Origin of the sequence: Pseudomonas sp. PAGU 2196 (genome assembly GCF_022179005.1) — a bacterium.
GTDB classification, from domain to species: domain Bacteria; phylum Pseudomonadota; class Gammaproteobacteria; order Pseudomonadales; family Pseudomonadaceae; genus Aquipseudomonas; species Aquipseudomonas kermanshahensis.
This window is the reverse complement of record NZ_BNTL01000010.1, coordinates 1-24,729: the sequence shown is the minus strand read 5'-3', so window position 1 is coordinate 24,729 and position 24,729 is coordinate 1. Positions and strand designations below refer to the sequence as shown.

At 56.2% G+C, this 24,729-nt stretch carries 37 protein-coding genes and 1 pseudogene; 6 read left to right on the top strand and 32 right to left on the bottom strand.

What is annotated here, in order from left to right:
- Positions 1-232: 232 nt before the first annotated feature.
- The 5 genes and pseudogenes from MFF34_RS09875 to MFF34_RS09855 all read left to right on the top strand — a co-directional run bounded on the left by MFF34_RS09875 (position 233) and on the right by MFF34_RS09855 (position 3,526).
- Positions 233-610 (top strand): hypothetical protein, encoded by a 378-nt coding sequence (locus tag MFF34_RS09875; RefSeq protein WP_238212867.1) that lies wholly within the window; start codon positions 233-235, stop codon positions 608-610.
- Positions 611-889: 279 nt separating this feature from the next.
- Positions 890-1,453: a hypothetical protein gene (locus MFF34_RS09870; RefSeq protein ID WP_238212863.1), complete on the top strand. Its 564-nt coding sequence runs from the start codon at positions 890-892 to the stop codon at positions 1,451-1,453.
- Positions 1,454-2,386: 933 nt separating this feature from the next.
- Positions 2,387-2,614, top strand: a complete 228-nt coding sequence (locus tag MFF34_RS09865; RefSeq protein ID WP_238212861.1) for a hypothetical protein — start codon at positions 2,387-2,389, stop codon at positions 2,612-2,614.
- A 155-nt stretch (positions 2,615-2,769) separates the two neighbouring features.
- Positions 2,770-3,116: pseudogene (locus MFF34_RS09860) on the top strand (RHS repeat domain-containing protein); the annotation flags it as partial.
- Between the two features lie 17 nt (positions 3,117-3,133).
- On the top strand, positions 3,134-3,526 hold the full coding sequence (locus MFF34_RS09855; protein WP_238212859.1) for an Imm50 family immunity protein: 393 nt from the start codon (positions 3,134-3,136) through the stop codon (positions 3,524-3,526).
- An 86-nt stretch (positions 3,527-3,612) separates the two neighbouring features.
- On the opposite strand, the gene MFF34_RS09850 is transcribed toward MFF34_RS09855, so the two are convergent.
- Together MFF34_RS09850 and MFF34_RS09845 are read right to left on the bottom strand one after the other, a co-directional pair.
- A complete protein-coding gene (locus tag MFF34_RS09850; protein ID WP_027594878.1) occupies positions 3,613-4,164 on the bottom strand; it encodes a single-stranded DNA-binding protein in 552 nt (183 codons plus the stop codon).
- A gap of 9 nt (positions 4,165-4,173) precedes the next feature.
- Positions 4,174-5,568 carry an MFS transporter gene (locus MFF34_RS09845; RefSeq protein WP_085274033.1) on the bottom strand — a complete coding sequence of 465 codons (1,395 nt, stop codon included), beginning with the start codon at positions 5,566-5,568 and terminating at the stop codon, positions 4,174-4,176.
- A 129-nt stretch (positions 5,569-5,697) separates the two neighbouring features.
- Here MFF34_RS09845 and uvrA point away from each other — a divergent pair, with 129 nt between their 5' ends.
- Complete coding sequence (gene uvrA, locus MFF34_RS09840) at positions 5,698-8,532, top strand: excinuclease ABC subunit UvrA (protein WP_186682789.1); 2,835 nt, start codon at positions 5,698-5,700, stop codon at positions 8,530-8,532.
- A gap of 67 nt (positions 8,533-8,599) precedes the next feature.
- Here uvrA and bfr read toward each other — a convergent pair whose 3' ends face one another.
- The 30 genes from bfr to rpsJ all read right to left on the bottom strand — a co-directional run bounded on the left by bfr (position 8,600) and on the right by rpsJ (position 24,527).
- Complete coding sequence (gene bfr, locus MFF34_RS09835) at positions 8,600-9,064, bottom strand: bacterioferritin (protein WP_008089766.1); 465 nt, start codon at positions 9,062-9,064, stop codon at positions 8,600-8,602.
- 162 nt (positions 9,065-9,226) lie between these two features.
- Positions 9,227-10,666, bottom strand: coding sequence for a catalase (locus MFF34_RS09830; protein ID WP_238212844.1), 1,440 nt, complete (start codon positions 10,664-10,666; stop codon positions 9,227-9,229).
- A gap of 172 nt (positions 10,667-10,838) precedes the next feature.
- A complete protein-coding gene (gene rplQ / locus MFF34_RS09825) occupies positions 10,839-11,225 on the bottom strand; it encodes a 50S ribosomal protein L17 (RefSeq protein ID WP_003255451.1) in 387 nt (128 codons plus the stop codon).
- Positions 11,226-11,267: 42 nt separating this feature from the next.
- Positions 11,268-12,269 (bottom strand): DNA-directed RNA polymerase subunit alpha, encoded by a 1,002-nt coding sequence (locus tag MFF34_RS09820; RefSeq protein ID WP_003255452.1) that lies wholly within the window; start codon positions 12,267-12,269, stop codon positions 11,268-11,270.
- Between the two features lie 22 nt (positions 12,270-12,291).
- Positions 12,292-12,912 (bottom strand): 30S ribosomal protein S4, encoded by a 621-nt coding sequence (rpsD, locus tag MFF34_RS09815; protein WP_009681977.1) that lies wholly within the window; start codon positions 12,910-12,912, stop codon positions 12,292-12,294.
- Positions 12,913-12,927: 15 nt separating this feature from the next.
- Positions 12,928-13,317 carry a 30S ribosomal protein S11 gene (gene rpsK / locus MFF34_RS09810; RefSeq protein ID WP_003255454.1) on the bottom strand — a complete coding sequence of 130 codons (390 nt, stop codon included), beginning with the start codon at positions 13,315-13,317 and terminating at the stop codon, positions 12,928-12,930.
- A gap of 18 nt (positions 13,318-13,335) precedes the next feature.
- On the bottom strand, positions 13,336-13,692 hold the full coding sequence (rpsM, locus tag MFF34_RS09805; protein ID WP_003255457.1) for a 30S ribosomal protein S13: 357 nt from the start codon (positions 13,690-13,692) through the stop codon (positions 13,336-13,338).
- A gap of 131 nt (positions 13,693-13,823) precedes the next feature.
- Positions 13,824-13,940: a 50S ribosomal protein L36 gene (gene rpmJ / locus MFF34_RS09800; protein ID WP_002555468.1), complete on the bottom strand. Its 117-nt coding sequence runs from the start codon at positions 13,938-13,940 to the stop codon at positions 13,824-13,826.
- Positions 13,941-13,968: 28 nt separating this feature from the next.
- Positions 13,969-15,300: a preprotein translocase subunit SecY gene (gene secY, locus MFF34_RS09795; protein WP_003257108.1), complete on the bottom strand. Its 1,332-nt coding sequence runs from the start codon at positions 15,298-15,300 to the stop codon at positions 13,969-13,971.
- Positions 15,301-15,735, bottom strand: a complete 435-nt coding sequence (gene rplO, locus MFF34_RS09790; protein WP_003255461.1) for a 50S ribosomal protein L15 — start codon at positions 15,733-15,735, stop codon at positions 15,301-15,303.
- Positions 15,736-15,738: 3 nt separating this feature from the next.
- Positions 15,739-15,915 (bottom strand): 50S ribosomal protein L30, encoded by a 177-nt coding sequence (gene rpmD / locus MFF34_RS09785; protein WP_008089798.1) that lies wholly within the window; start codon positions 15,913-15,915, stop codon positions 15,739-15,741.
- A 2-nt stretch (positions 15,916-15,917) separates the two neighbouring features.
- Positions 15,918-16,418 (bottom strand): 30S ribosomal protein S5, encoded by a 501-nt coding sequence (gene rpsE, locus MFF34_RS09780; protein WP_003255465.1) that lies wholly within the window; start codon positions 16,416-16,418, stop codon positions 15,918-15,920.
- 3 nt (positions 16,419-16,421) lie between these two features.
- Positions 16,422-16,772, bottom strand: a complete 351-nt coding sequence (gene rplR, locus MFF34_RS09775; RefSeq protein WP_008089801.1) for a 50S ribosomal protein L18 — start codon at positions 16,770-16,772, stop codon at positions 16,422-16,424.
- Between the two features lie 10 nt (positions 16,773-16,782).
- Complete coding sequence (gene rplF / locus MFF34_RS09770; RefSeq protein ID WP_027594874.1) at positions 16,783-17,316, bottom strand: 50S ribosomal protein L6; 534 nt, start codon at positions 17,314-17,316, stop codon at positions 16,783-16,785.
- 12 nt (positions 17,317-17,328) lie between these two features.
- The gene (gene rpsH / locus MFF34_RS09765; protein ID WP_027594873.1) at positions 17,329-17,721 is read right to left on the bottom strand and encodes a 30S ribosomal protein S8; all 393 of its coding nucleotides are present in this window, start codon (positions 17,719-17,721) and stop codon (positions 17,329-17,331) included.
- A gap of 209 nt (positions 17,722-17,930) precedes the next feature.
- On the bottom strand, positions 17,931-18,236 hold the full coding sequence (rpsN, locus tag MFF34_RS09760; protein ID WP_012316516.1) for a 30S ribosomal protein S14: 306 nt from the start codon (positions 18,234-18,236) through the stop codon (positions 17,931-17,933).
- 13 nt (positions 18,237-18,249) lie between these two features.
- Entirely contained in the window at positions 18,250-18,789 is a 540-nt protein-coding gene (gene rplE / locus MFF34_RS09755) for a 50S ribosomal protein L5 (protein ID WP_003255474.1), read from the bottom strand.
- Between the two features lie 20 nt (positions 18,790-18,809).
- Positions 18,810-19,124, bottom strand: a complete 315-nt coding sequence (gene rplX, locus MFF34_RS09750) for a 50S ribosomal protein L24 (protein WP_003255476.1) — start codon at positions 19,122-19,124, stop codon at positions 18,810-18,812.
- A gap of 11 nt (positions 19,125-19,135) precedes the next feature.
- On the bottom strand, positions 19,136-19,504 hold the full coding sequence (gene rplN / locus MFF34_RS09745; protein ID WP_002555479.1) for a 50S ribosomal protein L14: 369 nt from the start codon (positions 19,502-19,504) through the stop codon (positions 19,136-19,138).
- Positions 19,505-19,527: 23 nt separating this feature from the next.
- Positions 19,528-19,794, bottom strand: coding sequence for a 30S ribosomal protein S17 (rpsQ, locus tag MFF34_RS09740; protein WP_003255478.1), 267 nt, complete (start codon positions 19,792-19,794; stop codon positions 19,528-19,530).
- Between the two features lie 2 nt (positions 19,795-19,796).
- On the bottom strand, positions 19,797-19,988 hold the full coding sequence (gene rpmC / locus MFF34_RS09735) for a 50S ribosomal protein L29 (protein ID WP_002555481.1): 192 nt from the start codon (positions 19,986-19,988) through the stop codon (positions 19,797-19,799).
- The gene (gene rplP, locus MFF34_RS09730) at positions 19,988-20,401 is read right to left on the bottom strand and encodes a 50S ribosomal protein L16 (RefSeq protein ID WP_003255479.1); all 414 of its coding nucleotides are present in this window, start codon (positions 20,399-20,401) and stop codon (positions 19,988-19,990) included. Before rplP ends, rpmC begins: the two co-directional genes overlap by 1 nt.
- Before the next feature lie 12 nt (positions 20,402-20,413).
- Positions 20,414-21,100, bottom strand: a complete 687-nt coding sequence (rpsC, locus tag MFF34_RS09725) for a 30S ribosomal protein S3 (RefSeq protein ID WP_003255481.1) — start codon at positions 21,098-21,100, stop codon at positions 20,414-20,416.
- Between the two features lie 13 nt (positions 21,101-21,113).
- On the bottom strand, positions 21,114-21,446 hold the full coding sequence (rplV, locus tag MFF34_RS09720; protein WP_003103908.1) for a 50S ribosomal protein L22: 333 nt from the start codon (positions 21,444-21,446) through the stop codon (positions 21,114-21,116).
- An 11-nt stretch (positions 21,447-21,457) separates the two neighbouring features.
- On the bottom strand, positions 21,458-21,733 hold the full coding sequence (gene rpsS, locus MFF34_RS09715; protein WP_003255482.1) for a 30S ribosomal protein S19: 276 nt from the start codon (positions 21,731-21,733) through the stop codon (positions 21,458-21,460).
- Between the two features lie 16 nt (positions 21,734-21,749).
- A complete protein-coding gene (gene rplB, locus MFF34_RS09710) occupies positions 21,750-22,574 on the bottom strand; it encodes a 50S ribosomal protein L2 (RefSeq protein WP_027594872.1) in 825 nt (274 codons plus the stop codon).
- Positions 22,575-22,588: 14 nt separating this feature from the next.
- Entirely contained in the window at positions 22,589-22,888 is a 300-nt protein-coding gene (gene rplW / locus MFF34_RS09705; RefSeq protein ID WP_003255484.1) for a 50S ribosomal protein L23, read from the bottom strand.
- Positions 22,885-23,487: a 50S ribosomal protein L4 gene (gene rplD / locus MFF34_RS09700; protein ID WP_003255485.1), complete on the bottom strand. Its 603-nt coding sequence runs from the start codon at positions 23,485-23,487 to the stop codon at positions 22,885-22,887. The genes rplW and rplD overlap by 4 nt, the downstream gene beginning before the upstream one ends.
- A 12-nt stretch (positions 23,488-23,499) precedes the next feature.
- A complete protein-coding gene (rplC, locus tag MFF34_RS09695; RefSeq protein WP_027594871.1) occupies positions 23,500-24,135 on the bottom strand; it encodes a 50S ribosomal protein L3 in 636 nt (211 codons plus the stop codon).
- Between the two features lie 80 nt (positions 24,136-24,215).
- Entirely contained in the window at positions 24,216-24,527 is a 312-nt protein-coding gene (gene rpsJ, locus MFF34_RS09690) for a 30S ribosomal protein S10 (protein WP_003186070.1), read from the bottom strand.
- Positions 24,528-24,729: the final 202 nt, after the last annotated feature.

Below are 24,729 nucleotides of genomic sequence, written 5' to 3'. Positions count from 1 at the left end.
GCCTAATGGGCAGATTTCGAAAGATGTAACCGATGAGTACCACAAGGAGTGGTTGGAAGGTAAGCCTAAGCCAGATAACAAGGGCGGGGCCGGGGGAATTGACGATATTCTAAACTTAGTACCTCCGCTAATACTTCCTCCTGGCTTTGAAGAGGCCTGCGAGGTGCATCCTTCAATGTTCGGCTGCCCAAAACCTAAACTTCCAGCTGGCTAATTTTACAAGGTGCCTAAGATGGTTTATGAATGCAGCCTTGCGATTGTAATAAAAAATACTGACTGTTCAGAGCTTGCTGCATTGGCGATGAAGCTGCCCAATAAATATATGAGCAGCGTAAGTTCAAAAACGGGTCATCTATCCATATGGATAAATGATTTCGACTTTAATGACTGGCTGGTGTTCGATAAAACCGCATGCAGTTTTATCGAAGGATTGAAGGTTCTTGGAGAAAGATTGGCGCTAGAGGATTCAGTTTTTAGGATTGCTATTTATTACAGCCTTGATGAAACCGTAGTACTTCCATTAAGGTTTTCTAAGTCTTTGGTTAAGTTGGTTTCAGAACTGTCTCTTTCACTCGACATGACAGGCTATCCATGTTCAGACGAAAGCTAATTCCTACAGTCGGGCCATCTAATCTCTGTCTTTTAGGGTGGGTTATTCAACCCGCGAGAAAAAGAGCGCTACGACTTGCCCCCCGGTGTAGCGCTCCCCCCAATCTCCCGTCCTTCAGTCCCATCTCGCAGTCTCTCAATTACCTCCTCCATCGGTGATGGCGGAAGTTGTCCTATTCTTGTCCCACATCTATCCTAATCAGTATCAAAACTGTATCAGTCCTGTCCTACCTCCCCGCAGGCAGCAGCTAATGGCACTGCAATTAAGGTTGATTACTGTATGAACATAGAAGATTTTAAAAACAGCATATGCCTTGAAAGCTACACTAGCTCACCCGGATATTATGGGTATTTTTATTACATTGGCGACAAGATAAGGCACGGGGGTGAGATTGCAATATCCATACTTGACTCCCTAGTTAGGAACGAGATTGAATTTGGAGTTTCCGCAATATCAAGCCTGACTCTAAGTTGTGATATAAGCGACCTGAAACCACTGTATGAATACAGCGATTCAGATGTGAAGGAATTTATCGAGCCGCTATTAAGCTCACCCTATAGCATTGTTGACGGCGATGGATTCAGGAATGTACCAATTACAGAGGGCAACATAAATCTTCTCTATAAAGCCTATTATATCCAAATGACACTAGGTGGGCTTTGCGGACATATTTTCATCTATCTTGAGAGGCTTGGATTATTTATATATCCGCATGACGATGTGGGCCTTGGATTTATTTCCACCAAGGAGAATCCAAGTGTGAATATATTTGACACAGTAGATCGTGAGTTATTCAATGCTCAGGTATTAGATCAACGGAATCACAATCAACAAGGCCAGTAAATCGGGGAGCGGCCTACAAGATAAGCCCCCCCAAGGATCTTGATGAAATACTCGAGACAATTCACCTAATCATTACGCATCTGGTTTTGAGGAAGCATGTGAAGCGAACTCATCATGTTCGGCTACCAAACACCAAAGATTCCTACGTGCTAATCAGGAGCAAAATGGAAAAGAAGCTCCGGGGTTCCCACGAAGGTTCCAGGAACGCAAATTACAGTTAGAGTTGACAATCCGCACGTGCCTGGCCAACAAGAACAAGCCCATATCAATCAAAAGGGAAAACCTGAGGTTGTTATCAATAAGGGCGGAAGTGGTAGCCATGGCACTGATCCTGCAAAAGCCTCCAAAAACAAAAACTCCTAGATTTTTTGCGCAGAAGGGGGTTTAAGCTTGGGCTTCCATTATTCTGGCCGTCATACAAAGAAATCATGAGTGATATTGCGTACAAAACCCATATGACGGCCAATGCATGACCAGACCTTCGGACTGCGAGGAAATACAATGAAGATATATGGATATGGTAAAAATTCGAGCGAATTAATAGAGCTATCTGAAGCATCTATAGTTGCAAGCGCAGCCGAACTCAACGAGCTTGTGCGTTTGCTCCAAGAGGCTGTACACCGGAAAAAAAATAAATCTATTAGCCCTTCAGCCCACTTACACTTCCGGGATTCATACAAAGAACTTGAGGAAGGTTCTGCCGACCTAATTGTCATGACCGATTAGCGATAAAATAACAACCTCTATTGATTACCTAAAAATCCACTCTGGCTCCGTCAGGTACCAGAGTGGATAATGGAACTGATACAATGCCATTATGGGTACTGGTGAGTCGCGACATGGCGGGGCCGATGTGCATGAAAGTCCAGATGGTAGAGGAGCAAGGTTTGATCAGAATGGAAAATTTACGGGCTTTCTTGAACCGAGGTAATAATGAAAAAATCTGATTGGCGCACGATTGTTTTAAGCGAACCGGAATATGAGCATTTAGTAGCAGAGCTGCATTTCGATGATCAGTTTTTACTGTTGATTGATCGGGAAGATGGGCGTGAAAACGTTTGTATTGCTTTACCTGGTAAAGACGGAAAATTAGGTTCGCGCATCCCTTTAGAGGAATTTGTTGAGCAACTCAAATCGGCTGCTGAAAATCTTCGTCGCTGAATTATGCATTGACTGATTTATGTACCGATACTCAAAAAAATTAGTTAAGCTTCAGTAATATATGGGTTATAAGAACGTTTATGACGCTGGCCTTGTGCCGGTGTTTTCTTATTCGCTACGCGCCCCCTACCAGGGCCTTGCAGCGCACGTAGTCCTACCTGTGGCTGGATTCGCTGCCACTGGCCAACGTGAATATGCGCGGCACGGGCGCTGCGCAGCTGCTTTATCTGCACAGCGACCACCTCGACCCGCTACGCCTGGCCACTTCGGCCAAGCAGCAGATCGTCTGGCAGTGGCAGTCGGATGCCTTTGGCGAGGGCAAACCTAATCAGGATCCACAGGTTCAGGACAACAGACGTTGCTCAATCTGCGTTTTCCGGGGCAGTACTACGACGCTGAGAGCGGGCTGCACTACAATTACTTCCGTGGTCATGACCCGCAGACTTGGCGGTATGTCGAAAGTGATCCTATTGGCTTATCCGGCGGACTGAATACTAATGGGATTCTTAGCGAGGCAAAATGATTAATTGGACTGAACACCTTGTCGACCCGACAGCACTTAAGTCCCTATACGGGGAGGACACGCCCTTACTAAAAGGTGTCAATGTGCATGGCATTGAAATTCAGCGTGATGGCCCAAAAGTCCTCCTAAGGTTTGACCTGAGGGAATTCCCCAATCACCCACCCACAAAGTGGAAAACCGCAGGATTCAACCGCATCCAGTTAAGACTGCTAGCCGTAGGCGTCAGAGAACTGCAAATTTCTGGCATGCAATCAAACTGCATGCTTGACCTAAACATTACGAAAGAAAACGGTATTATTCGTCTGAATGCTGATAACGGGGCTCTAAAACTGGAGATTACCGCTGAGCACGTCATGATAGACGGCGTAAGTGCTTACTGTGATGTATAACTTCTGTCGACACACTGCAGAAACGAAAGGCCCCGCTAGCGCGGGGCCTTTCAAAGACTGTTGTACAAACTCGTCTTTATCGTTGCTTAGAACGGAATATCGTCATCAAAGCTGTCAAAGTCAGCCGCCGGCTGCGGCGCTGGCTGCTGCGGCGCTGGGCGCTGAGGAGCCTGTTGCGGGCGCTGGGCCTGCTGACGTGGTGGCGCCTGGTTGTATTGTTGCTGCTGGCCACCCTGGTTGTAGTTGTTGCCACCACCCTGGTTGTACTGGTCGCCGCCACCTTGCTGGTTCTGCGGACGGCCGCCCAGCAGCTGCATGGTGCCGTTGATGTCGACGATGATCTCGGTGGTGTAGCGCTTGATGCCGTCTTTTTCCCACTCGCGGGTCTGCAGCTTGCCTTCGATGTACACCTGCGAACCCTTGCGCAGGTATTCGCCGGCGATTTCGGCAACCTTGCCGAACAGCGACACACGGTGCCACTCGGTACGCTCCACCTTCTGGCCCGACTGCTTGTCGGTCCACTGCTCGCTGGTAGCCAGGCTCAGGTTGGTCACGGCGTTACCGTTGGGCAGGTAGCGGACTTCGGGATCCTGGCCACAAGTGCCGACCAGAATGACTTTGTTAACCCCACGGGCCATAACGTTCTCCTAGGCTTCGCACGCCGAAGAGGCTGGGTTTACCAGACGCTCGAGGGTCGTACGGTCCAAAATTTTCGTATCCAGTTTGATATAGATGGCGGCTTCTTCTGCCACCACAACGGCGTCGGTCACACCCGGCACGGCCATCAGGCGTTCGGTCAACCCGGCTTCCCGGACTGCCTCGGGCGTCAGCGGCATGCGCAGGCTGGTCACATACGGCGGCTCGTTCATGCGCAATGCGACGACCAACCATACGGCACACAGCAGCGCGCAACCGAGGAACACCATGTTCAGCCCACCGTGCTGGAACAACCAGCCACCGAGGATGCCCCCCAGGGCGGCGCCCAGGAACTGGCTGGTGGAGTACACCCCCATCGCCGTTCCCTTGCCACCCGCAGGCGACACCTTGCTCACCAACGAAGGCAGCGAGGCTTCCAGCAGGTTGAATGCGGTAAAGAATACCACGGTGCCAATCACCAGTCCGCGCAAGTTGTCAGCCCACTGCCAGAAGAACACCTCGACCAGCAGCAACACACTGACCGCTCCGGCCAGTACGCGTTTCATCTTGCGCTTTTTTTCGCCGTAGATGATGAACGGGATCATTGCAAAAAATGAGATGAACAGCGCGGTCAGGTAGACCCACCAGTGCTCTTCCTTGGGCAGGCCGCCACGCTCGACGAAGGCCAAGGGCAGTGCGACGAAGCTGGCCATGAGGATGGCGTGGAGGATGAAGATACTGATGTCCAGGCGCAGAAGGTCCGGATGGCGCAGGGTCGGGCCCAGTGCCTGGCGGGCAACGCCTGACTCACGGTGCTGCAAGGTGCTGTGAGTGCTAGGCACGACGAAGGCGATCAGCAGGGTGCCCACCAGCGCAAGCCCTGCCGTGGACAAGAACAATCCTGACAGCCCGTAGGCACGGGTCAACAGCGGGCCGACGACCATGGCGACGGCGAACGACAGGCCGATGCTCATGCCGATCATGGCCATGGCCTTGGTGCGATGCTGTTCCCGGGTCAGGTCGGACAGCAGTGCCATGACGGCGGCGGAAATCGCCCCCGCGCCCTGCAGAATGCGCCCGGCGATGACCCCCCAGATAGAGTCGGCCTGGGCCGCCAGCACGCTGCCCAGGGCGAAGATCACCAGTCCCAGGTAAATTACCGGGCGCCGGCCGATGCGGTCGGACACCATGCCGAACGGGATCTGCAGGACCGCCTGGGTCAGGCCGTAGGCGCCAATGGCCAGGCCAATCAGCGCGGGGGTGGCACCGGCCAGGTCCATGCCGTAGGTGGCCAGCACCGGCAAGACCATGAACATGCCCAGCATACGAAAGGCAAAGACCAGGGCCAGGCCGCCTGCGGCGCGGGTTTCGCTGCCACTCATGCGCTCGTTGTGGGTGTCGTGCATGGATTAACCTCGTGTGAACCGGCGGCGATTCTATCAGTCCGACAGCTTGACGGCATATACGCGACGCTTTGCCGCGTACTGGCAGCGCGCCGTATACTTCTTTGTTTATGCCCGCCGAGCGAGGCCGCAGTGGACAAGATCCTGATTCGTGGGGCACGTACCCACAACCTGAAGAACATCGACCTGACCCTGCCGCGGGACAAGCTGATCGTCATCACCGGCCTGTCCGGGTCCGGCAAGTCCTCCCTGGCGTTCGACACACTGTACGCCGAAGGCCAGCGCCGTTATGTCGAATCCCTGTCGGCCTATGCCCGGCAGTTCCTGTCGATGATGGAAAAGCCCGACGTCGACACCATCGAAGGCCTCTCCCCGGCCATTTCCATTGAGCAGAAGTCGACCTCGCACAACCCCCGCTCCACCGTCGGCACCATCACCGAGATCTACGACTACCTGCGCCTGCTTTACGCCCGCGTTGGCACGCCGCGCTGCCCTGACCACGACATCCCGCTGGAGGCGCAGACCGTCAGCCAGATGGTCGACCTGGTACTGGAGCGCCCCGAAGGCAGCAAGCTGATGCTGCTGGCACCGGTGATCCGCGAGCGCAAGGGCGAGCACCTGGCGGTGTTCGACGAGCTGCGCGCCCAAGGCTTCGTCCGCGCGCGGGTCAACGGCAAGCTCTACGAGCTCGATGAGCTGCCCAAGCTGGATAAACAGAAGAAGCACAGCATCGATGTGGTGGTAGACCGCTTCAAGGTCCGCGCCGACCTGCAGCAGCGTCTGGCCGAGTCGTTCGAGACTGCACTCAAATTGGCCGACGGTATCGCCTTGGTGGCGCCGATGGACGACGAAGAAGGCGAAGAGATGATCTTCTCCGCCCGCTTCGCCTGCCCGGTCTGTGGCCATGCGATCAGTGAGCTGGAGCCCAAGCTGTTCTCCTTCAACAACCCGGCCGGTGCTTGCCCGACCTGTGACGGCCTGGGGGTCAAACAGTTCTTCGACACCAAACGCCTGGTCAACACCGAGCTGACCCTGGCCGAGGGCGCTATACGCGGCTGGGACCGGCGCAACGTCTATTACTTCCAGATGCTTGGCTCGCTGGCCGCGCACTACGGGTTCAGCCTTGAGGCGCCGTTCGGCGAGCTGTCGGCCGAGCACCAGAAGGTGATCCTGCAAGGCAGCGGCAAGCAGAGCGTCGACTTCAAATACCTCAATGACCGCGGCGACATCGTCAAACGCTCGCACCCGTTCGAAGGCATCGTGCCGAACCTGGAGCGGCGCTACCGCGAGACCGAGTCGGCCACCGTGCGTGAAGAGCTGGCCAAACTGCTCGGCACCCAACCCTGCCCTGACTGCCGCGGCACCCGTCTACGGCGCGAAGCTCGGCACGTGTGGGTGGGCGAAAAAACCCTACCGGCCGTCACCAACCTGCCCATCGGTGAAGCCAGCAGCTACTTCGGCGAGCTGACCCTGACCGGGCGCCGTGGCGAAATTGCAGCGAAAATTCTCAAGGAAATCTGCGAGCGCCTGCAGTTTCTGGTCAACGTCGGCCTGGACTACCTCACCCTGGACCGCAGCGCCGACACACTGTCGGGTGGTGAGGCCCAGCGCATCCGCCTGGCCAGCCAGATCGGTGCGGGCCTGGTCGGGGTGATGTACATCCTCGATGAACCGTCCATCGGTCTTCATCAACGCGACAACGACCGCTTGCTGGCCACCCTCAACCACCTGCGCGACCTGGGCAATACGGTCATCGTGGTGGAACACGATGAGGACGCTATTCGTTTAGCCGACTATGTGGTGGACATCGGCCCGGGTGCCGGGGTGCATGGCGGCCAGATCGTCGCCGAGGGCACGCCCGAGGAGGTCATGGCGCATCCTGACTCGCTGACTGGCAAATACCTGTCCGGGCGCAAGAAAATCGTCGTCCCAGCCAAACGCACGCCACGCGACAAAAAACTCTCGCTGAAGCTCAAGGGCGCGCGCGGTAACAACCTGCAGAACGTCGACCTGGAAATCCCGATCGGCCTGCTGACCTGCGTAACGGGCGTGTCGGGTTCGGGCAAATCGACCCTGATCAACAACACCCTGTACCCGCTCGCCGCTACCGCGCTCAACGGCGCGAGTAGCCTGGAAGCCGCGCCGCACAGCAGCATGGATGGCATGCAGCACCTGGACAAAGTGGTGGATATCGACCAGAGCCCGATTGGCCGCACACCGCGTTCGAACCCGGCAACCTACACCGGCATTTTCACGCCGATCCGCGAGCTGTTCTCGGGTGTTCCAGAATCGCGCTCACGCGGCTACGGCCCAGGGCGCTTCTCGTTCAACGTCAAGGGCGGCCGTTGCGAGGCCTGCCAGGGCGATGGCCTGATCAAGGTTGAGATGCACTTCCTGCCCGACATCTACGTGCCGTGCGACGTGTGCAAGAGCAAGCGCTACAACCGCGAAACCCTGGAGATCAAGTACAAGGGCAAGAACATCCACGAGGTGCTGGAAATGACCATCGAGGACGCCCGCGAGTTCTTCGACGCGGTCCCGGCGTTAGCGCGCAAGCTGCAAACCCTGATGGACGTAGGCCTGTCCTACATCAAGCTGGGCCAGTCGGCGACTACCTTGTCGGGCGGTGAGGCTCAGCGGGTGAAGCTGTCCCGCGAGCTGTCCAAGCGCGATACCGGCAAGACCCTGTATATCCTCGACGAGCCAACCACGGGCCTGCACTTTGCCGATATCCAGCAGTTGCTCGATGTGCTGCACCGCCTGCGCGACCACGGCAACACCGTGGTGGTGATCGAGCACAACCTGGACGTGATCAAGACTGCCGACTGGCTGGTGGACTTGGGGCCGGAAGGTGGCTCCAAAGGCGGGCAGATCATTGCCAGCGGTACACCGGAAGAACTGGCCAAGATGAAGCAGTCCTACACCGGGCATTACCTCAAGCCGCTGCTGGAGCGTGACCGGGCCTGATCCGCCTGTGCATAAAAAAGCCCCTGGCACCATAAGTGCCAGGGGCTTTTTATTGACTGTGGATAACTTACATCTGCGACTGCAGGTAGTTCTCCAGGCCGATAACCTTGATCAGGCCCTGCTGCTTCTCCAGCCAGTAGGTGTGATCTTCTTCGGTATCAGCCAACTGCGCGCGCAAGATGTCGCGGCTGATGTAGTCCTTGTGCAGCTCGCACAGCTCGATGCCTTTGCACAGCGCGGCGCGGACCTTGTATTCCAGCTTAAGGTCGGCTTCGATCATCTCCGGCACAGTGCTGCCCACTTCGAGGTCATCCGCGCGCATGTCGGGGGTGCCTTCGAGCATGAGGATGCGGCGCATCAGCGCGTCGGCGTGCTGCGTTTCTTCTTCCATCTCGTGGTTGATGCGCTCGTAGAGCTTGGACAGGCCCCAGTCTTCATACATACGCGAGTGAATGAAGTACTGGTCGCGTGCTGCCAGTTCGCCCTTCAGCAACGTGACGAGGTAGTTGATTACGTCCGGGTGACCTTGCATCGCCCTGCTTCTCCATGTGAAAACATCAATGGACATAGTGTGAACCACGTTTTGCTCGCGGTCACTGAAAAACGCGCAATTAGAGGCAAAAAATCGGTTAAACAGTAGTGATATTCATTGAAAAACCGCCCAAATGAGGGCGGTTCTTCTTATCACTTCGACTTAGGCGAGATTCACGCCCAGCGCCTTGGCAATGCTCTCACCGTAGGCCGGATCGGCCTTGAAGAAGTACTGCAACTGGCGTTGGATGACATCGTCGCTCACGCCTCCCATGGCGCCCGCGATGTTGTTGATCAGCAGGGCCTTCTGCTGTTCGTTCATCAAGCGGAACAGTGCACCGGCGTGGCTGTAGTAGTCATTGTCCTCACGGTGATCGTAGCGATCAGCCGAGCCATTCAGGGCCAGGGCAGGCTCAGCATGGCGTGGCGACTGCTTGGGTGCATCGCCGTAGCTATTGGGTTCGTAGTTCGGCGCGCTGCCGTAGCTGCCAACGGCCATCGAACCATCCCGCTGGTAGCTGTTGACCGCAGAGCGCGGCGCGTTGACCGGCAACTGCTGGTGGTTGGTGCCCACGCGGTAGCGATGCGCATCGGCGTAGGCGAACACCCGGCCCTGCAGCATTCGGTCAGGCGACAGCCCGACACCTGGGACCATGTTGCTCGGGCCAAACGCCGCTTGCTCGACCTCAGCGAAGTAGTTGAGCGGGTTACGGTTGAGCTCCAGTACACCCACCTCAATCAGCGGATAGTCCTTCTGCGACCAGGTCTTGGTCACATCGAACGGGTTCTCGTCACGGCTGGCGGCCTCGGCCTCAGTCATCACCTGAATGCACACGGTCCAACGCGGGTAGTCGCCGCGCTCGATGGCCTCGAACAGGTCGCGCTGGGCGTAGTCCGGGTCTGTACCTGCCAAGCGTGCAGCGTCAGCAGGGGCGAGGTTTTTGATGCCTTGCTGGGTCTTGAAGTGCCACTTCACCCAGGTACGTTCACCGGCGGCGCTGATCAGGCTATAGGTGTGGCTGCCAAAGCCGTGCATGTGACGGTAGCCGTCCGGGATGCCGCGGTCAGAGAACAGGATGGTGACTTGGTGCAGCGCCTCGGGCGAGTGTGACCAGAAGTCCCACATCATTTGCGCGTTCTTCAGGTTGGACTGCGGGTGGCGCTTCTGGGTGTGGATAAAGTCCGGGAATTTAAGCGGGTCACGGATGAAGAACACCGGGGTGTTGTTGCCAACGATGTCCCAGTTGCCTTCCTCGGTATAGAACTTGACGGCGAAACCACGCGGATCACGCTCGGTGTCAGCCGAACCACGTTCGCCACCGACCGTGGAGAAGCGCAGGAAGGTTTCGGTCTGCTTGCCGACCTGTTCGAACAGCTTGGCGCTGGTGTAGCCGGTGATGTCGCGGGTAACGGTAAATGTGCCGTACGCGCCCGAACCCTTGGCGTGAACACGACGTTCTGGGATGTTCTCGCGGTTGAAGTGGGCGAGCTTCTCGATCAGGTGGAAATCGTCGAGCAGCAGCGGGCCGCGGGGGCCGGCAGAGCGGGAATTCTGGTTGTCAGCTACGGGGGCACCGCTGGCGGTGGTGAGAATCTTGCTCATGGGCTCTCCTTATCGGTCTAGAACTGCCGGCTAATCGGCTTGGATAGGAGTATTGACGAGCGGTCGCTTCAGGACAAATTCATTACATGACTTGTATCAATAGAAATTAACAATACTTGCAGACACAAAAAACCGGGCACAAGGCCCGGTTCTTTGTAGCAGACAGAACGTCTTACTCGGCAGCTTCTACAGCACCACCGACTGGACGATCAACCAGCTCGACGTACGCCATAGGCGCGTTGTCGCCAGCGCGGAAACCGCACTTCAGGATGCGCAGGTAGCCGCCCTGACGGGTGGCGTAACGCTTGCCCAGATCGTTGAACAGTTTGCCAACAGCGGACTTCGAACGGGTACGGTCGAAGGCCAGACGACGGTTAGCAACGCTGTCTTCCTTGGCCAGGGTGATCAGCGGCTCGGCAACGCGGCGCAGTTCCTTGGCTTTCGGCAGGGTGGTTTTGATCAGCTCGTGCTCGATCAGCGACACAGCCATGTTCTGGAACATAGCTTTGCGGTGAGAGCTGGTACGGCTCAGGTGACGTCCACTTTTACGATGACGCATGATTCATTCCTTACCAAACACTACGTTCGGTGATTACGACGATCAGGCGGTCGCCTTGTCGTCTTTCTTAAGACTTGCAGGCGGCCAGTTGTCGAGGCGCATGCCGAGAGACAGACCACGAGAGGCCAGGACGTCCTTGATTTCAGTCAGGGACTTCTTGCCCAGGTTAGGAGTCTTCAACAGCTCTACTTCGGTACGCTGAATCAGGTCGCCGATGTAGTAGATGTTCTCCGCCTTGAGGCAGTTGGCCGAACGTACAGTCAGTTCCAGGTCGTCAACCGGACGCAGCAGGATCGGATCGATCTCGTCTTCCTGCTCGACTACGACAGGCTCACTGTCACCTTTGAGGTCGACGAACGCGGCCAGCTGCTGTTGCAGGATGGTCGCAGCGCGGCGGATTGCCTCTTCAGGATCCAGGGTGCCGTTGGTTTCCAGATCAATGACCAGCTTGTCCAAGTTGGTACGCTGTTCAACACGGGCGTTTTCGACCACATAGGCGATACGACGCACCGGGCTGAACGAAGCGTCCAACTGCAGACGGCCAATGCTACGGCTTTCGTCTTCGTCGGTTTGACGGGAGTCGGCCGGCTCGTAACCACGACCACGAGCTACGGTGAGCTTCATGTTCAGGGCGCCGTTCGACGCCAGGTTCGCGATTACGTGATCGGGGTTGACGATCTCGACATCGTGATCCAGCTGAATATCGGCAGCGGTAACCACCCCCGAACCCTTTTTCGACAAGGTCAGCGTAACTTCGTCACGACCGTGCAGTTTGATAGCCAGGCCTTTCAGGTTCAACAGGATTTCAATTACGTCTTCCTGAACACCTTCGATCGCGGAGTACTCATGGAGTACGCCATCGATCTCGGCCTCGACTACTGCACAGCCAGGCATGGAGGACAACAGGATGCGGCGCAGCGCGTTGCCCAGGGTATGGCCGAAGCCACGCTCGAGAGGCTCGAGCGTGATCTTGGCGCGGGTCGGACTGACTACCTGCACATCAATGTGGCGGGGAGTCAGGAACTCATTTACCGAAATCTGCATGGATGCACCTATTTTCTAGCCCTTACTTGGAGTAGAGCTCGACAATCAGGTTCTCGTTGATGTCGGCAGACAGGTCGCTGCGAGCAGGAACGTTCTTGAAAACGCCCGACTTTTTAGCAGCATCCACGTCAACCCACTCAACGCGGCCACGCTGGGCGCACAGTTCAAGGGCTTGAACAATGCGCAGCTGGCTCAGCGACTTCTCGCGAACCGCGACCACGTCACCCGGACGAACTTGGTAGGATGGAATGTTTACAGTCTTACCGTTGACGCTGATCGCTTTGTGCGAAACCAGCTGACGGGACTCGGAACGAGTCGAGCCGAAGCCCATACGGTAGACGACGTTATCCAGACGGCACTCGAGCAGTTGCAGCAGGTTCTCACCGGTTGCGCCTTTTTTCGAGGCAGCAGCTTGGTAGTAACCGCGGAACTGACGCTCCAGAACACCGTAGATACGACGGACTTTTTGTTTCTCGCGCAGCTGGGTACCGTAGTCGGACTGACGGCCACGGCGCTGGCCGTGGATACCTGGGGCTGCTTCGATGTTGCACTTCGATTCCAGAGCGCGAACGCCGCTCTTCAGGAACAGATCGGTGCCTTCACGACGAGACAGTTTGCATTTTGGACCAATGTAACGTGCCATTCTTCTGTCTCCTGATTACACGCGACGCTTCTTCGGCGGACGGCACCCGTTGTGCGGGATTGGCGTCACGTCGGTGATGCTGGCGATCTTGTAGCCGCAGCTGTTCAATGCACGAACGGCGGACTCACGACCTGGACCTGGACCCTTGACGTTAACGTCGAGGTTCTTCAGACCGTATTCCAGCGCAGCTTGACCAGCACGCTCAGCAGCGATCTGTGCTGCGAACGGGGTGGATTTGCGCGAACCACGGAAACCCGAACCACCGGAGGTCGCCCAGGACAAAGCATTGCCCTGACGGTCGGTGATGGTCACGATGGTGTTGTTGAAAGACGCATGGATGTGGGCGATGCCATCAACCACTGTCTTTTTGACTTTCTTACGAGGACGAGCAGCAGGTTTTGCCATGTCTATATTCCTGGGCGGTTACTTGCGGATCGGCTTACGCGGGCCCTTACGGGTGCGTGCGTTGGTCTTGGTGCGCTGACCGCGAACCGGCAGACCTTTACGATGACGCAGGCCGCGGTAGCAACCCAGGTCCATCAAGCGCTTGATCTTCATGTTGATGTCACGACGCAGGTCACCTTCGGTGGTGAACTTCGCGACTTCGCCACGCAGGGTTTCGATTTGCTCGTCGCTCAGATCCTTGATCTTAGCGGCTGGGTTTACACCAGCGTCTGCACAGATCTTCTGCGCAGTTGTGCGACCGACACCATAGATGTAGGTCAGCGAGATAACAGTATGCTTGTTATCTGGAATGTTGACGCCTGCAATACGGGCCATTCAGTGGGACTCCAATTGACAGCTACCTACGCCCCGGAAGCCAAGAAATAGGGCGCGAGATAATATCGCTGTAGAAACGAATAATCAACCCAGCAGCACACTAGCTGCTGGGTTTGAAGCGACGATCACACTCAGCCTTGGCGCTGTTTGTGACGCGGTTCCGCGCTGCAGATCACTCGTACGACGCCTTCGCGACGGATGATCTTGCAGTTACGGCACAGCTTTTTCACCGATGCACGAACTTTCATTACCGACTCCTCGAACCTTAGGGGCGTATCAGCGCAGCAAACCGCTGCCACCGTAGCCTTTCAGGTTGGCTTTCTTCATCAGGGATTCGTACTGGTGCGAAACGAGGTGCGATTGTACTTGGGACATGAAGTCCATCACAACCACTACCACAATCAGCAACGAGGTCCCGCCAAGGTAGAACGGCACATTTGCTGCCACCACCAGGAACTGGGGCAGAAGGCAGACGGCCATCATGTAAAGAGCACCGAACATGGTCAAACGGGTCAGAACGCCATCAATGTAGCGAGCCGACTGTTCACCAGGACGGATACCCGGAATAAAGGCACCGGACTTCTTCAGGTTTTCCGCTACGTCTTTCGGATTGAACATCAGCGCTGTGTAGAAGAAGCAGAAGAAAATGATCCCTGCACTAAACAGCAAGATGTTCAACGGCTGACCAGGAGCGATCGACTGCGAGATGTCCTGCAACCAGCCCATACCTTCGGACTGACCGAACCAGGCACCCAGCGAAGCCGGGAACAGCAAAATGCTGCTGGCGAAAATAGCCGGGATAACCCCCGCCATGTTCACCTTCAACGGCAAGTGGCTGGTCTGCGCAGCGAAGACCTTGCGGCCCTGCTGACGCTTGGCGTAGTGAACGGCGATACGACGCTGACCACGCTCAATGAACACCACGAAACCGATAATCGCTACTGCCAGCAAACCGATTGCGACCAGGGCGAAAATGTTGATATCGCCTGTACGCGCAGACTCGAAAGACTGCCCGATTGCTCTCGGAAGACCGGCAACGATACCTGCGAAGATCAACATCGAGATACCGTTGCCCACACCGCGCTCGGTGATCTGCTCGCCCAGCCACATCATGAACATCGCGCCGGCCACAAACGTGGAAACCGCGACGACATGGAAGCCCAGGCCGACAGAAAACGCCACGCCCTGGTTGGCCAGGCCAATGGACATGCCAATGGCTTGGACCAGCGCCAGGATAACGGTGCCGTAGCGGGTGTACTGGCTGATCTTGCGACGGCCAGCTTCACCTTCCTTCTTCAACTGCTCCAGTTGCGGGCTGACCGCCGTCATCAACTGCATGATGATCGATGCCGAAATGTACGGCATGATCCCCAGTGCAAAGATGCTCATGCGCTCAAGCGCGCCACCGGAAAACATGTTGAACAAGCTAAGAATGGTCCCCTCATTCTGCCGAAACAGATCCGCCAGACGGTCCGGATTGATGCCTGGAACCGGGATATGCGCACCTATCCGATAGACGATGATCGCCATGAACAGAAAGCGCAGACGAGCCCAGAGTTCCGACATCCCGCCCTTACCGAGCGAAGAGAGAGCACCTTGCTTAGCCATTTATTCCTCGAATTTGCCGCCAGCTGCTTCGATAGCCGCACGCGCACCCTTGGTGGCTGCGATGCCCTTGATGGTGACTGCGCGAGTAACTTCGCCAGACAGCATGATTTTCACACGCTGAATGTGCTGGTTGATCACGTTGGCATCCTTCAGGGATTGCACGGAGATCACGTCGCCTTCCACTTTGGCCAGCTCGGACAGACGCACTTCTGCGCGGTCCATGGCTTTCAGGGAAACGAAGCCGAATTTCGGCAGACGACGGTGCAGCGGCTGTTGACCGCCTTCGAAGCCCGGAGCGATCGAACCACCCGAACGGGAGGTCTGACCTTTGTGGCCACGGCCGCCGGTCTTACCCAGACCGCTACCGATACCACGACCCGGACGATGCTTTTCGCGACGGGAACCCGGCGCTGGACTCAGATCATTGAGTTTCATCGATTAACCCTCGACGCGCAGCATGTAGTAAGCCTTGTTGATCATCCCGCGATTCTCGGGAGTATCCTGGACTTCTACAGTGTGACCGATGCGACGCAGACCCAGACCCTTAACGCACAGTTTGTGGTTAGGGATACGGCCCGAGACGCTCTTGATCAGCGTTACTTTAACGGTTGCCATGATCAGAAGATCTCCTCGACGCTCTTGCCGCGCTTGGCAGCAATGGATTCAGGAGATTGCATGGCTTTCAGACCCTTGAAGGTGGCGTAAACCACGTTCACTGGGTTGGTCGAACCGTAGCACTTGGCCAGAACGTTCTGAACGCCAGCAACTTCCAGGACAGCACGCATTGCACCGCCGGCGATGATACCGGTACCTTCCGAGGCAGGCTGCATGTAAACCTTCGAGGCGCCGTGGGCAGCCTTGGTGGCGTACTGCAGGGTGGTGCCCTTCAGGTCAACCTGGATCATGTTGCGACGAGCAGCTTCCATGGCTTTCTGGATCGCAGCAGGTACTTCGCGCGATTTGCCACGGCCGAAGCCGACGCGACCTTTACCATCACCAACCACGGTCAACGCGGTGAAGGTGAAGATACGGCCGCCTTTTACGGTCTTGGCAACGCGGTTAACTTGAACCAGCTTCTCGATGTAGCCTTCGTCGCGCTTTTGATCGTTATTTGCCATAACTTAGAACTCCAGCCCGCCTTCACGAGCAGCATCAGCCAGCGCTTTGACGCGGCCATGGTACTTGAAGCCGGAACGGTCAAAGGCAACTTGAGATACACCGGCGGCTTTCGCACGCTCAGCTACCAGCTTGCCAACCTTAGTGGCCGCGTCGATGTTGCCAGTGGCGCCATCACGCAGGTCTTTGTCCAAGGTCGAGGCGCTTGCCAGAACCTTGCTGCCGTCGGCCGAAATGACCTGGGCGTAGATGTGCTGCGAGGAGCGGAACACGCACAGGCGCACGACTTCGAGTTCGTGCATCTTGAGGCGTGCTTTGCGAGCGCGACGCAGTCGAGTAACTTTTTTGTCGGTCATTTGCTAGGCCCTACTTCTTCTTGGCTTCTTTACGACGGACTACTTCGTCCGCGTAACGCACACCTTTACCTTTGTAAGGCTCTGGTGGACGGAAGTCGCGGATTTCAGCGGCCACCTGACCTACCAGCTGCTTGTCGATACCCTTGATCAGGATGTCGGTCTGGCTAGGCGTTTCAGCGGTGATACCGGCTGGCAGTTCGTAGTCCACTGGGTGCGAGAAGCCCAGGGCCAGGTTCAGGATAGTGCCCTTGGCCTGTGCCTTGTAACCAACACCGACCAGCTGGAGCTTGCGCTCGAAGCCTTGGCTTACGCCCTGGACCATGTTGTTGACCAGAGCGCGGGTAGTACCGGCCATGGCGCGAGCTTGCTGGTCACCATTGCGAGCGACGAAACGCAGCTCACCAGACTCTTCGGTAACTTCAACAGACGAGTGAACGTTCAGTTCGAGAGTGCCTTTGGCACCCTTCACCGAAAGCTGCTGGCCGGCGAATTTGACTTCGACACCAGATGGCAGCTTAACGGGGTTCTTAGCGACGCGAGACATGTCTATCCCCCCTTAGAACACTGTGCAGAGAACTTCGCCGCCGACACCGGCAGCGCGCGCAGCGCGATCAGTCATCACACCTTTGTTGGTGGAGACAATAGACACGCCCAAACCGCCACGTACTTTCGGCAGATCGGTAACGGCCTTGTACTGGCGCAGGCCTGGACGGCTGGAGCGCTTCAGTTCCTCGATGACCGGACGGCCTTCGAAGTACTTCAGTTCGATCGACAGGGAGGGCTTGGCTTCGCCACTGACTTGGTAGCCAGCGATGTAACCTTCATCCTTCAGAACTTTGGCAACCGCGACCTTCAGCGTAGAGGAAGGCATGCTTACGACGGACTTTTCAGCCATCTGGGCATTACGGATGCGAGTTAGCATGTCCGCTAACGGGTCCTGCATACTCATGGGCTAGATGCTCCTGATACAAGAATTATTAGCCTTGCGGCTATCACAACCACCCGAGCGGATTGGGCAAAAAACCCAGGCTCAGGTGAGCCGGTCATTCTAGACACAAGGTAGAAACGAAACAAGCCCCATATAGGGGCTTGTTTGTTGGCGAGGTCACCGGCGGTCGGAAGATTGCTTCCCTTCCACCGGGATCACACCTGCAGCGATTACCAGGAGGCCTTGACCAGACCCGGTACGTCACCGCGCATTGCCGCTTGACGCAGCATGTTACGGCCCAGGCCGAACTTACGGTATACACCGTGAGGACGACCGGTCAGGCGGCAACGGTTGCGCAGACGCGCAGCGCTGGCATCACGTGGCTGCTTCTGCAGAGCGACAACGGCAGCGAAACGCTCTTCTGGAGAGGCGTTCAGGTTGACTATGGTCGCTTTCAGCTCAGCACGCTTTTTGGCGAACTTGGCTACCGTGAGCTGACGCTTCAGCTCGCGGTTTTTCATGCTCTTCTTGGCCATTTTCCTACTCCAATCAGTTGCGGAACGGGAATTTGAAAGCACGCAGCAGAGCGCGGCCTTCGTCATCCGAACGAGCAGTGGTGGTCAGGGTGATGTCCAAACCGCGCAGAGCATCGATCTTGTCGTAATCGATTTCCGGGAAGATGATCTGCTCTTTCACGCCCATGCTGTAGTTGCCACGGCCATCGAAGGACTTGGCATTCAGGCCGCGGAAGTCGCGAACCCGAGGCAGGGAGATCGCCAGCAGGCGGTCCAGGAATTCGTACATCTTGTCGCTACGCAGGGTCACCTTGACGCCGATCGGCCATCCTTCACGGACTTTGAAGCCCGCGATGGATTTACGAGCGAAAGTCACGACCGGCTTTTGACCGGTGATCTTTTCCAGGTCGGCAACAGCGTGCTCGATGACTTTTTTGTCGCCGATCGCTTCGCCCAGACCCATGTTCAGGGTGATTTTGGTAACGCGCGGAACTTCCATCACGTTCGACAGCTTAAGTTCTTCCTTAAGCTTGGGAGCGATTTCGTTCCGGTAAATCTCTTTCAGTCGTGCCATGGTCTTCTACCTAGCAGTGTTCAAGCATCAACCGCTTTTTGGGTCGACTTGAAGACACGAATTTTCTTACCGTCTTCTACTTTGAAACCAACGCGGTCAGCCTTGTTGGTTTCGCCGTTGAAGATGGCAACGTTGGAAGCGTGCAGAGGCGCTTCTTTCTCGACGATACCGCCCTGAACGCCCGCCATCGGGTTAGGCTTGGTATGACGCTTGACCAGGTTCACGCCACCGATGACCAGACGGTCATCAGCGAGAACCTTCAGCACCTTACCGCGCTTACCTTTGTCTTTGCCGGCGATCACGATGATCTCGTCGTCACGACGAATCTTTTGCATGTCGGATCTCCTTACAGCACTTCAGGGGCGAGCGAGACGATCTTCATGAACTTCTCAGTACGAAGTTCACGGGTCACTGGCCCGAAGATGCGAGTGCCGATCGGCTCTTGCTTGTTGTTCAGCAGAACAGCAGCGTTGCCGTCGAAACGAATGATGGAACCGTCAGCGCGACGTACACCGTGACGGGTACGGACGACAACAGCGGTCATCACTTGGCCTTTTTTGACCTTACCGCGCGGAATTGCTTCCTTGACGGTTACTTTGATGATGTCACCGATGCCGGCGTAACGGCGGTGCGAACCGCCGAGTACCTTGATGCACATGACGCGACGAGCGCCGCTGTTATCGGCCACATCGAGCATGGATTGAGTCTGAATCATAAAATTTCTCCGACCCCTAGCCCTTAGACTTCAACAGCGCGTTCGAGGACTTCAACCAGTGCCCAGGACTTGGTCTTGGCCAGCGGACGGGTTTCACGGATGGAAACCTTGTCGCCGATCTTGCACTGGTTGGCTTCGTCGTGCGCGTGCAGCTTAGTCGAACGCTTAACGTATTTACCGTAGATCGGGTGCTTTACGCGACGCTCGATCAGAACGGTGATGGTCTTGTCCATTTTGTCGCTGACGACACGGCCAGTCAGCGTACGGACGGTTTTTTCAGCTTCAGCCATGATCACTTACCTGCCTGCTGGTTGAGCACAGTTTTCACGCGAGCGATGTCACGCTTAACTTGCGAGAGCAGGTGCGACTGCCCCAACTGGCCAGTTGCTTTCTGCATACGCAGATTGAACTGGTCGCGCAGCAAGCCGAGCAGTTGCTCGTTCAGCTGCTGTGCCGATTTTTCACGAAGTTCATTCGCTTTCATCACATCACCGTCCGCTTAACAAAGGAGGTGGCGAGAGGCAGCTTTGCAGCAGCCAGGGCGAAAGCTTCGCGCGCCAGCTCTTCAGAAACACCCTCGATCTCGTACAGGACTTTGCCTGGCTGGATCTGGGCAACCCAGTATTCCACGGAACCCTTACCTTTACCCATACGAACCTCGAGAGGTTTCTTGGAGATCGGCTTGTCCGGGAAGACACGGATCCAGATCTTACCGCCACGTTTCACGTGACGAGTCAGAGCACGACGTGCCGACTCGATCTGGCGAGCGGTGAGGCGACCGCGAGCAACAGCTTTCAGGGCGAATTCGCCGAAGCTGACTTTGCTACCGCGCAGTGCCAGACCACGGTTGTGGCCAGTCATCTGCTTGCGGAATTTTGTACGCTTTGGTTGCAACATTTGGCGTACCCCTTACTTAGCAGCTTTTTTACGAGGCGCTGGTGCTTGTGGTTTCAGTTCTTCTTGGCGACCACCAATAACTTCGCCTTTGAAGATCCAAACCTTCACACCGATCACACCGTAAGTGGTGTGAGCTTCGTAGGTGTTGTAGTCGATATCGGCACGCAGGGTGTGCAGAGGCACACGACCTTCGCGATACCACTCGGTACGAGCAATCTCGGCGCCGCCGAGACGACCGCTCACCTGGATCTTGATGCCCTTGGCACCAATACGCATGGCGTTCTGTACGGCGCGCTTCATGGCGCGACGGAACATTACGCGGCGTTCCAGCTGCTGAGCTACGCTCTGCGCAACCAGCATAGCGTCGAGTTCCGGCTTGCGGATCTCTTCGATGTTGATGTGCACAGGCACACCCATCTGCTTGGTCAGGTCCTGACGCAGCTTCTCGACATCCTCACCTTTCTTACCGATAACGATACCGGGACGAGCGGTGTGGATGGTGATGCGTGCAGTTTGAGCCGGACGATGAATATCGATACGGCTTACGGACGCGCTTTTTAGTTTGTCTTGGAGGTACTCACGTGTTTTCAGATCCTTCAACAGGTAATCTGCGTAAGTAGCACCGTCTGCGTACCAGACGGAGGTGTGCTCCTTGACGATTCCCAGGCGAATGCCAGTGGGATGTACTTTCTGACCCATCTGATCGACTCCGTTACTTGTCCGCAACCTTGACAGTGATATGGCAAGACCGCTTGACGATGCGATCAGCACGGCCTTTGGCACGTGGCATGATGCGCTTCAGCGAACGCCCTTCGTTGACGAAGACGGTGGAGACCTTCAGGTCATCAACGTCTGCGCCTTCGTTGTGTTCGGCGTTGGCAACGGCCGACTCGAGGACTTTCTTCATGATTTCAGCGGCTTTTTTGCTGCTGAAGGCCAACAGGTTGAGCGCTTCGCCCACCTTCTTCCCGCGGATCTGGTCGGCGACCAAGCGGGCTTTCTGGGCGGAGATGCGAGCGCCCGACAACTTAGCGGCTACTTCCATTTCCTTACCCCTTAACGCTTGGCTTTCTTGTCAGCCACGTGCCCGCGATAGGTGCGGGTACCGGCGAACTCGCCCAGTTTGTGGCCGACCATGTCTTCGTTCACGAGAACTGGGACATGTTGGCGACCGTTGTGAACCGCGATGGTCAGACCGACCATTTGTGGCAGGATCATCGAGCGACGCGACCAGGTTTTAACTGGCTTGCGATCGTTCTTCTCCACCGCCACTTCGACCTTCTTCAACAGGTGAAGATCGATAAAAGGACCTTTTTTCAGAGAACGTGGCACTGTCGTATCCCTCTAGTTACTTGCGACGACGGACGATCATGTTGTCGGTACGCTTATTACCACGGGTTTTAGCACCCTTGGTTGGGAAGCCCCATGGCGATACCGGATGACGACCACCGGAGGTACGACCTTCACCACCACCATGCGGGTGGTCAACCGGGTTCATGGCAACGCCACGAACGGTTGGGCGAACGCCGCGCCAGCGTTTGGCACCTGCTTTACCCAGCGAACGCAGGCTGTGCTCGGAGTTCGAGACTTCGCCCAGGGTCGCACGGCACTCAGCCAGTACTTTACGCATTTCACCAGAGCGCAGACGCAGGGTCACGTAGACACCTTCGCGAGCGATCAGCTGAGCCGAAGCACCAGCGGAACGAGCGATCTGTGCACCTTTACCCGGCTTCAGTTCGATGCCGTGAATGGTGCTACCTACTGGGATGTTACGCAGTTGCAGGGAGTTACCGGCCTTGATTGGGGCCAGGGAACCTGCGATCAGCTGGTCGCCAGCGCTCACGCCTTTAGGGGCGATGATGTAGCGACGCTCACCGTCTGCATAGCACAGCAGGGCGATGTGAGCAGTACGGTTTGGATCGTATTCGATACGCTCGACAGTGGCTGGAATGCCATCTTTGTCGTTGCGACGGAAGTCGACCAGACGGTAATGCTGCTTATGACCACCACCAACGTGACGAGTGGTAATGCGGCCATTGTTGTTACGACCACCAGACTTCGATTTCTTCTCGAGCAGCGGTGCGTGAGGAGCGCCTTTGTGGAGCTCCTTGTTGACCACCTTGACCACGAAACGGCGGCCAGGGGAAGTCGGTTTGCATTTAACGATTGCCATGATGCACCCCTTCCTTACTCAGCACTGCTGCTGAAATCGAGATCTTGGCCTGGCTGAAGGGAGACAATTGCCTTCTTCCAGTCATTACGCTTGCCCAGACCACGTGCGGTACGCTTGGTTTTACCCAGAACGTTAACGGTCGACACGTTTTCAACTTTTACGTTGAACAGGCCTTCGACAGCTTTCTTGATTTCCAGCTTGGTTGCGTCAGTAGCAACCTTGAATACGAACTGGCCTTTTTTCTCAGCCAGAACGGTAGCCTTCTCGGAAACGTGCGGGCCAAGGAGGACTTTGAATACGCGTTCCTGGTTCATCCCAGCAGCTCCTCGAATTTCTTCACGGCCGAGACAGTGATCAACACTTTCTCGTATGCGATCAGACTGACCGGGTCGGAACCTTGCACGTCACGTACATCGACGTGTGGCAGGTTGCGAGCAGCCAGGTACAGGTTCTGATCAACAGCGTCCGAAACGATCAGAACGTCGCTCAGACCCATGCCGTTCAGCTTGTTCAGCAGATCTTTGGTTTTCGGTGCTTCAACAGCGAAGTCCTGAACCACGACCAGACGGTCGCTACGCACCAGCTCAGCGAGGATGGAGCGCAGAGCTGCGCGATACATCTTCTTGTTGAGCTTTTGCGAGTGATCTTGAGGGCGAGCTGCGAAGGTAACACCACCGCCACGCCAGATCGGACCACGAGTGGTACCAGCACGAGCACGGCCAGTACCCTTCTGACGCCATGGGCGCTTACCGCCACCAGCCACGTCGGAACGGGTCTTTTGCTGCTTGGTGCCCTGACGGCCGCCGGCCATGTAGGCCACGACTGCTTGGTGAACCAGCGTCTCGTTGAATTCGCCACCGAAAGTCAGTTCGGAAACTTCGATCGCCTGAGCGTCATTTACATTAAGTTGCATGTCAGTTTCCCCTTAACCGCGAGCCTTGACAGCCGGACGTACAACCACGTCGCCGCCAGTAGCGCCAGGTACGGCACCCTTGATCAGCAGCAGGTTGCGTTCAGCGTCTACGCGTACTACTTCCAGGGACTGAACAGTCACGCGCTCGGCGCCCATGTGACCGGACATTTTTTTGCCCTTGAACACACGACCAGGAGTCTGGCACTGGCCGATGGAGCCTGGGACGCGGTGCGACACGGAGTTACCGTGGGTGTTGTCCTGACCACGGAAGTTCCAGCGCTTGATGGTACCGGCGAAGCCTTTACCTTTGGACTGACCAGTAACGTCTACCAGCTGGCCTGCAGTGAAGAGTTCAGCTTTGATCGAGTCGCCAGCCTGGAACTCGCCTTCTTCAAGGCGGAACTCCCAGACACCGCGACCAGCGGCAACGTTCGCTTTAGCGAAGTGACCTGCTTGAGCAGCAGTCACACGCGAAGCACGACGCTCGCCGACAGTGACTTGCACTGCACGGTAGCCATCGGTTTCTTCAGTCTTGAACTGGGTGACGCGATTCGGCTCGATCTCAATGACCGTGACCGGAATGGAGACACCTTCTTCGGTGAAAACGCGGGTCATACCGCATTTACGACCGACTACACCAATAGTCATGTTGTAACCTCATGAGTGTACGGGGCTTTCACCCGCTATGGCCGCCCATTTCAGAGCGTTACACGGACAAGACCGAAGTCTTAGCCGAGGCTGATCTGCACTTCCACACCTGCCGCGAGATCAAGCTTCATCAGCGCGTCAACGGTTTTATCCGTTGGCTGGACGATGTCCAGAACACGCTTATGAGTGCGAATCTCGTACTGGTCACGCGCGTCTTTGTTGACGTGCGGGGAGACCAGAACGGTGAAACGCTCTTTGCGGGTAGGCAGTGGAATTGGACCACGCACTTGTGCACCAGTACGTTTCGCGGTTTCCACGATTTCCTGGGTGGATTGGTCGATCAGGCGATGGTCGAAAGCCTTCAACCTGATACGGATTTGCTGATTTTGCATTGGATTTCAGACTCCAGGCTGTTCCCAACGGACGCACTACGCCCGCTAAAAGGAGGCGTGATTCTATAGACGCCCCAATTTAGTGTCAACCCAATAAAAAAAACCCCCGCTGAGCGGGGGTTTTTTCAATCGGTCGAGTGATTACTCGATGATTTTGGCTACGACGCCGGCGCCGACGGTACGACCGCCTTCACGGATAGCG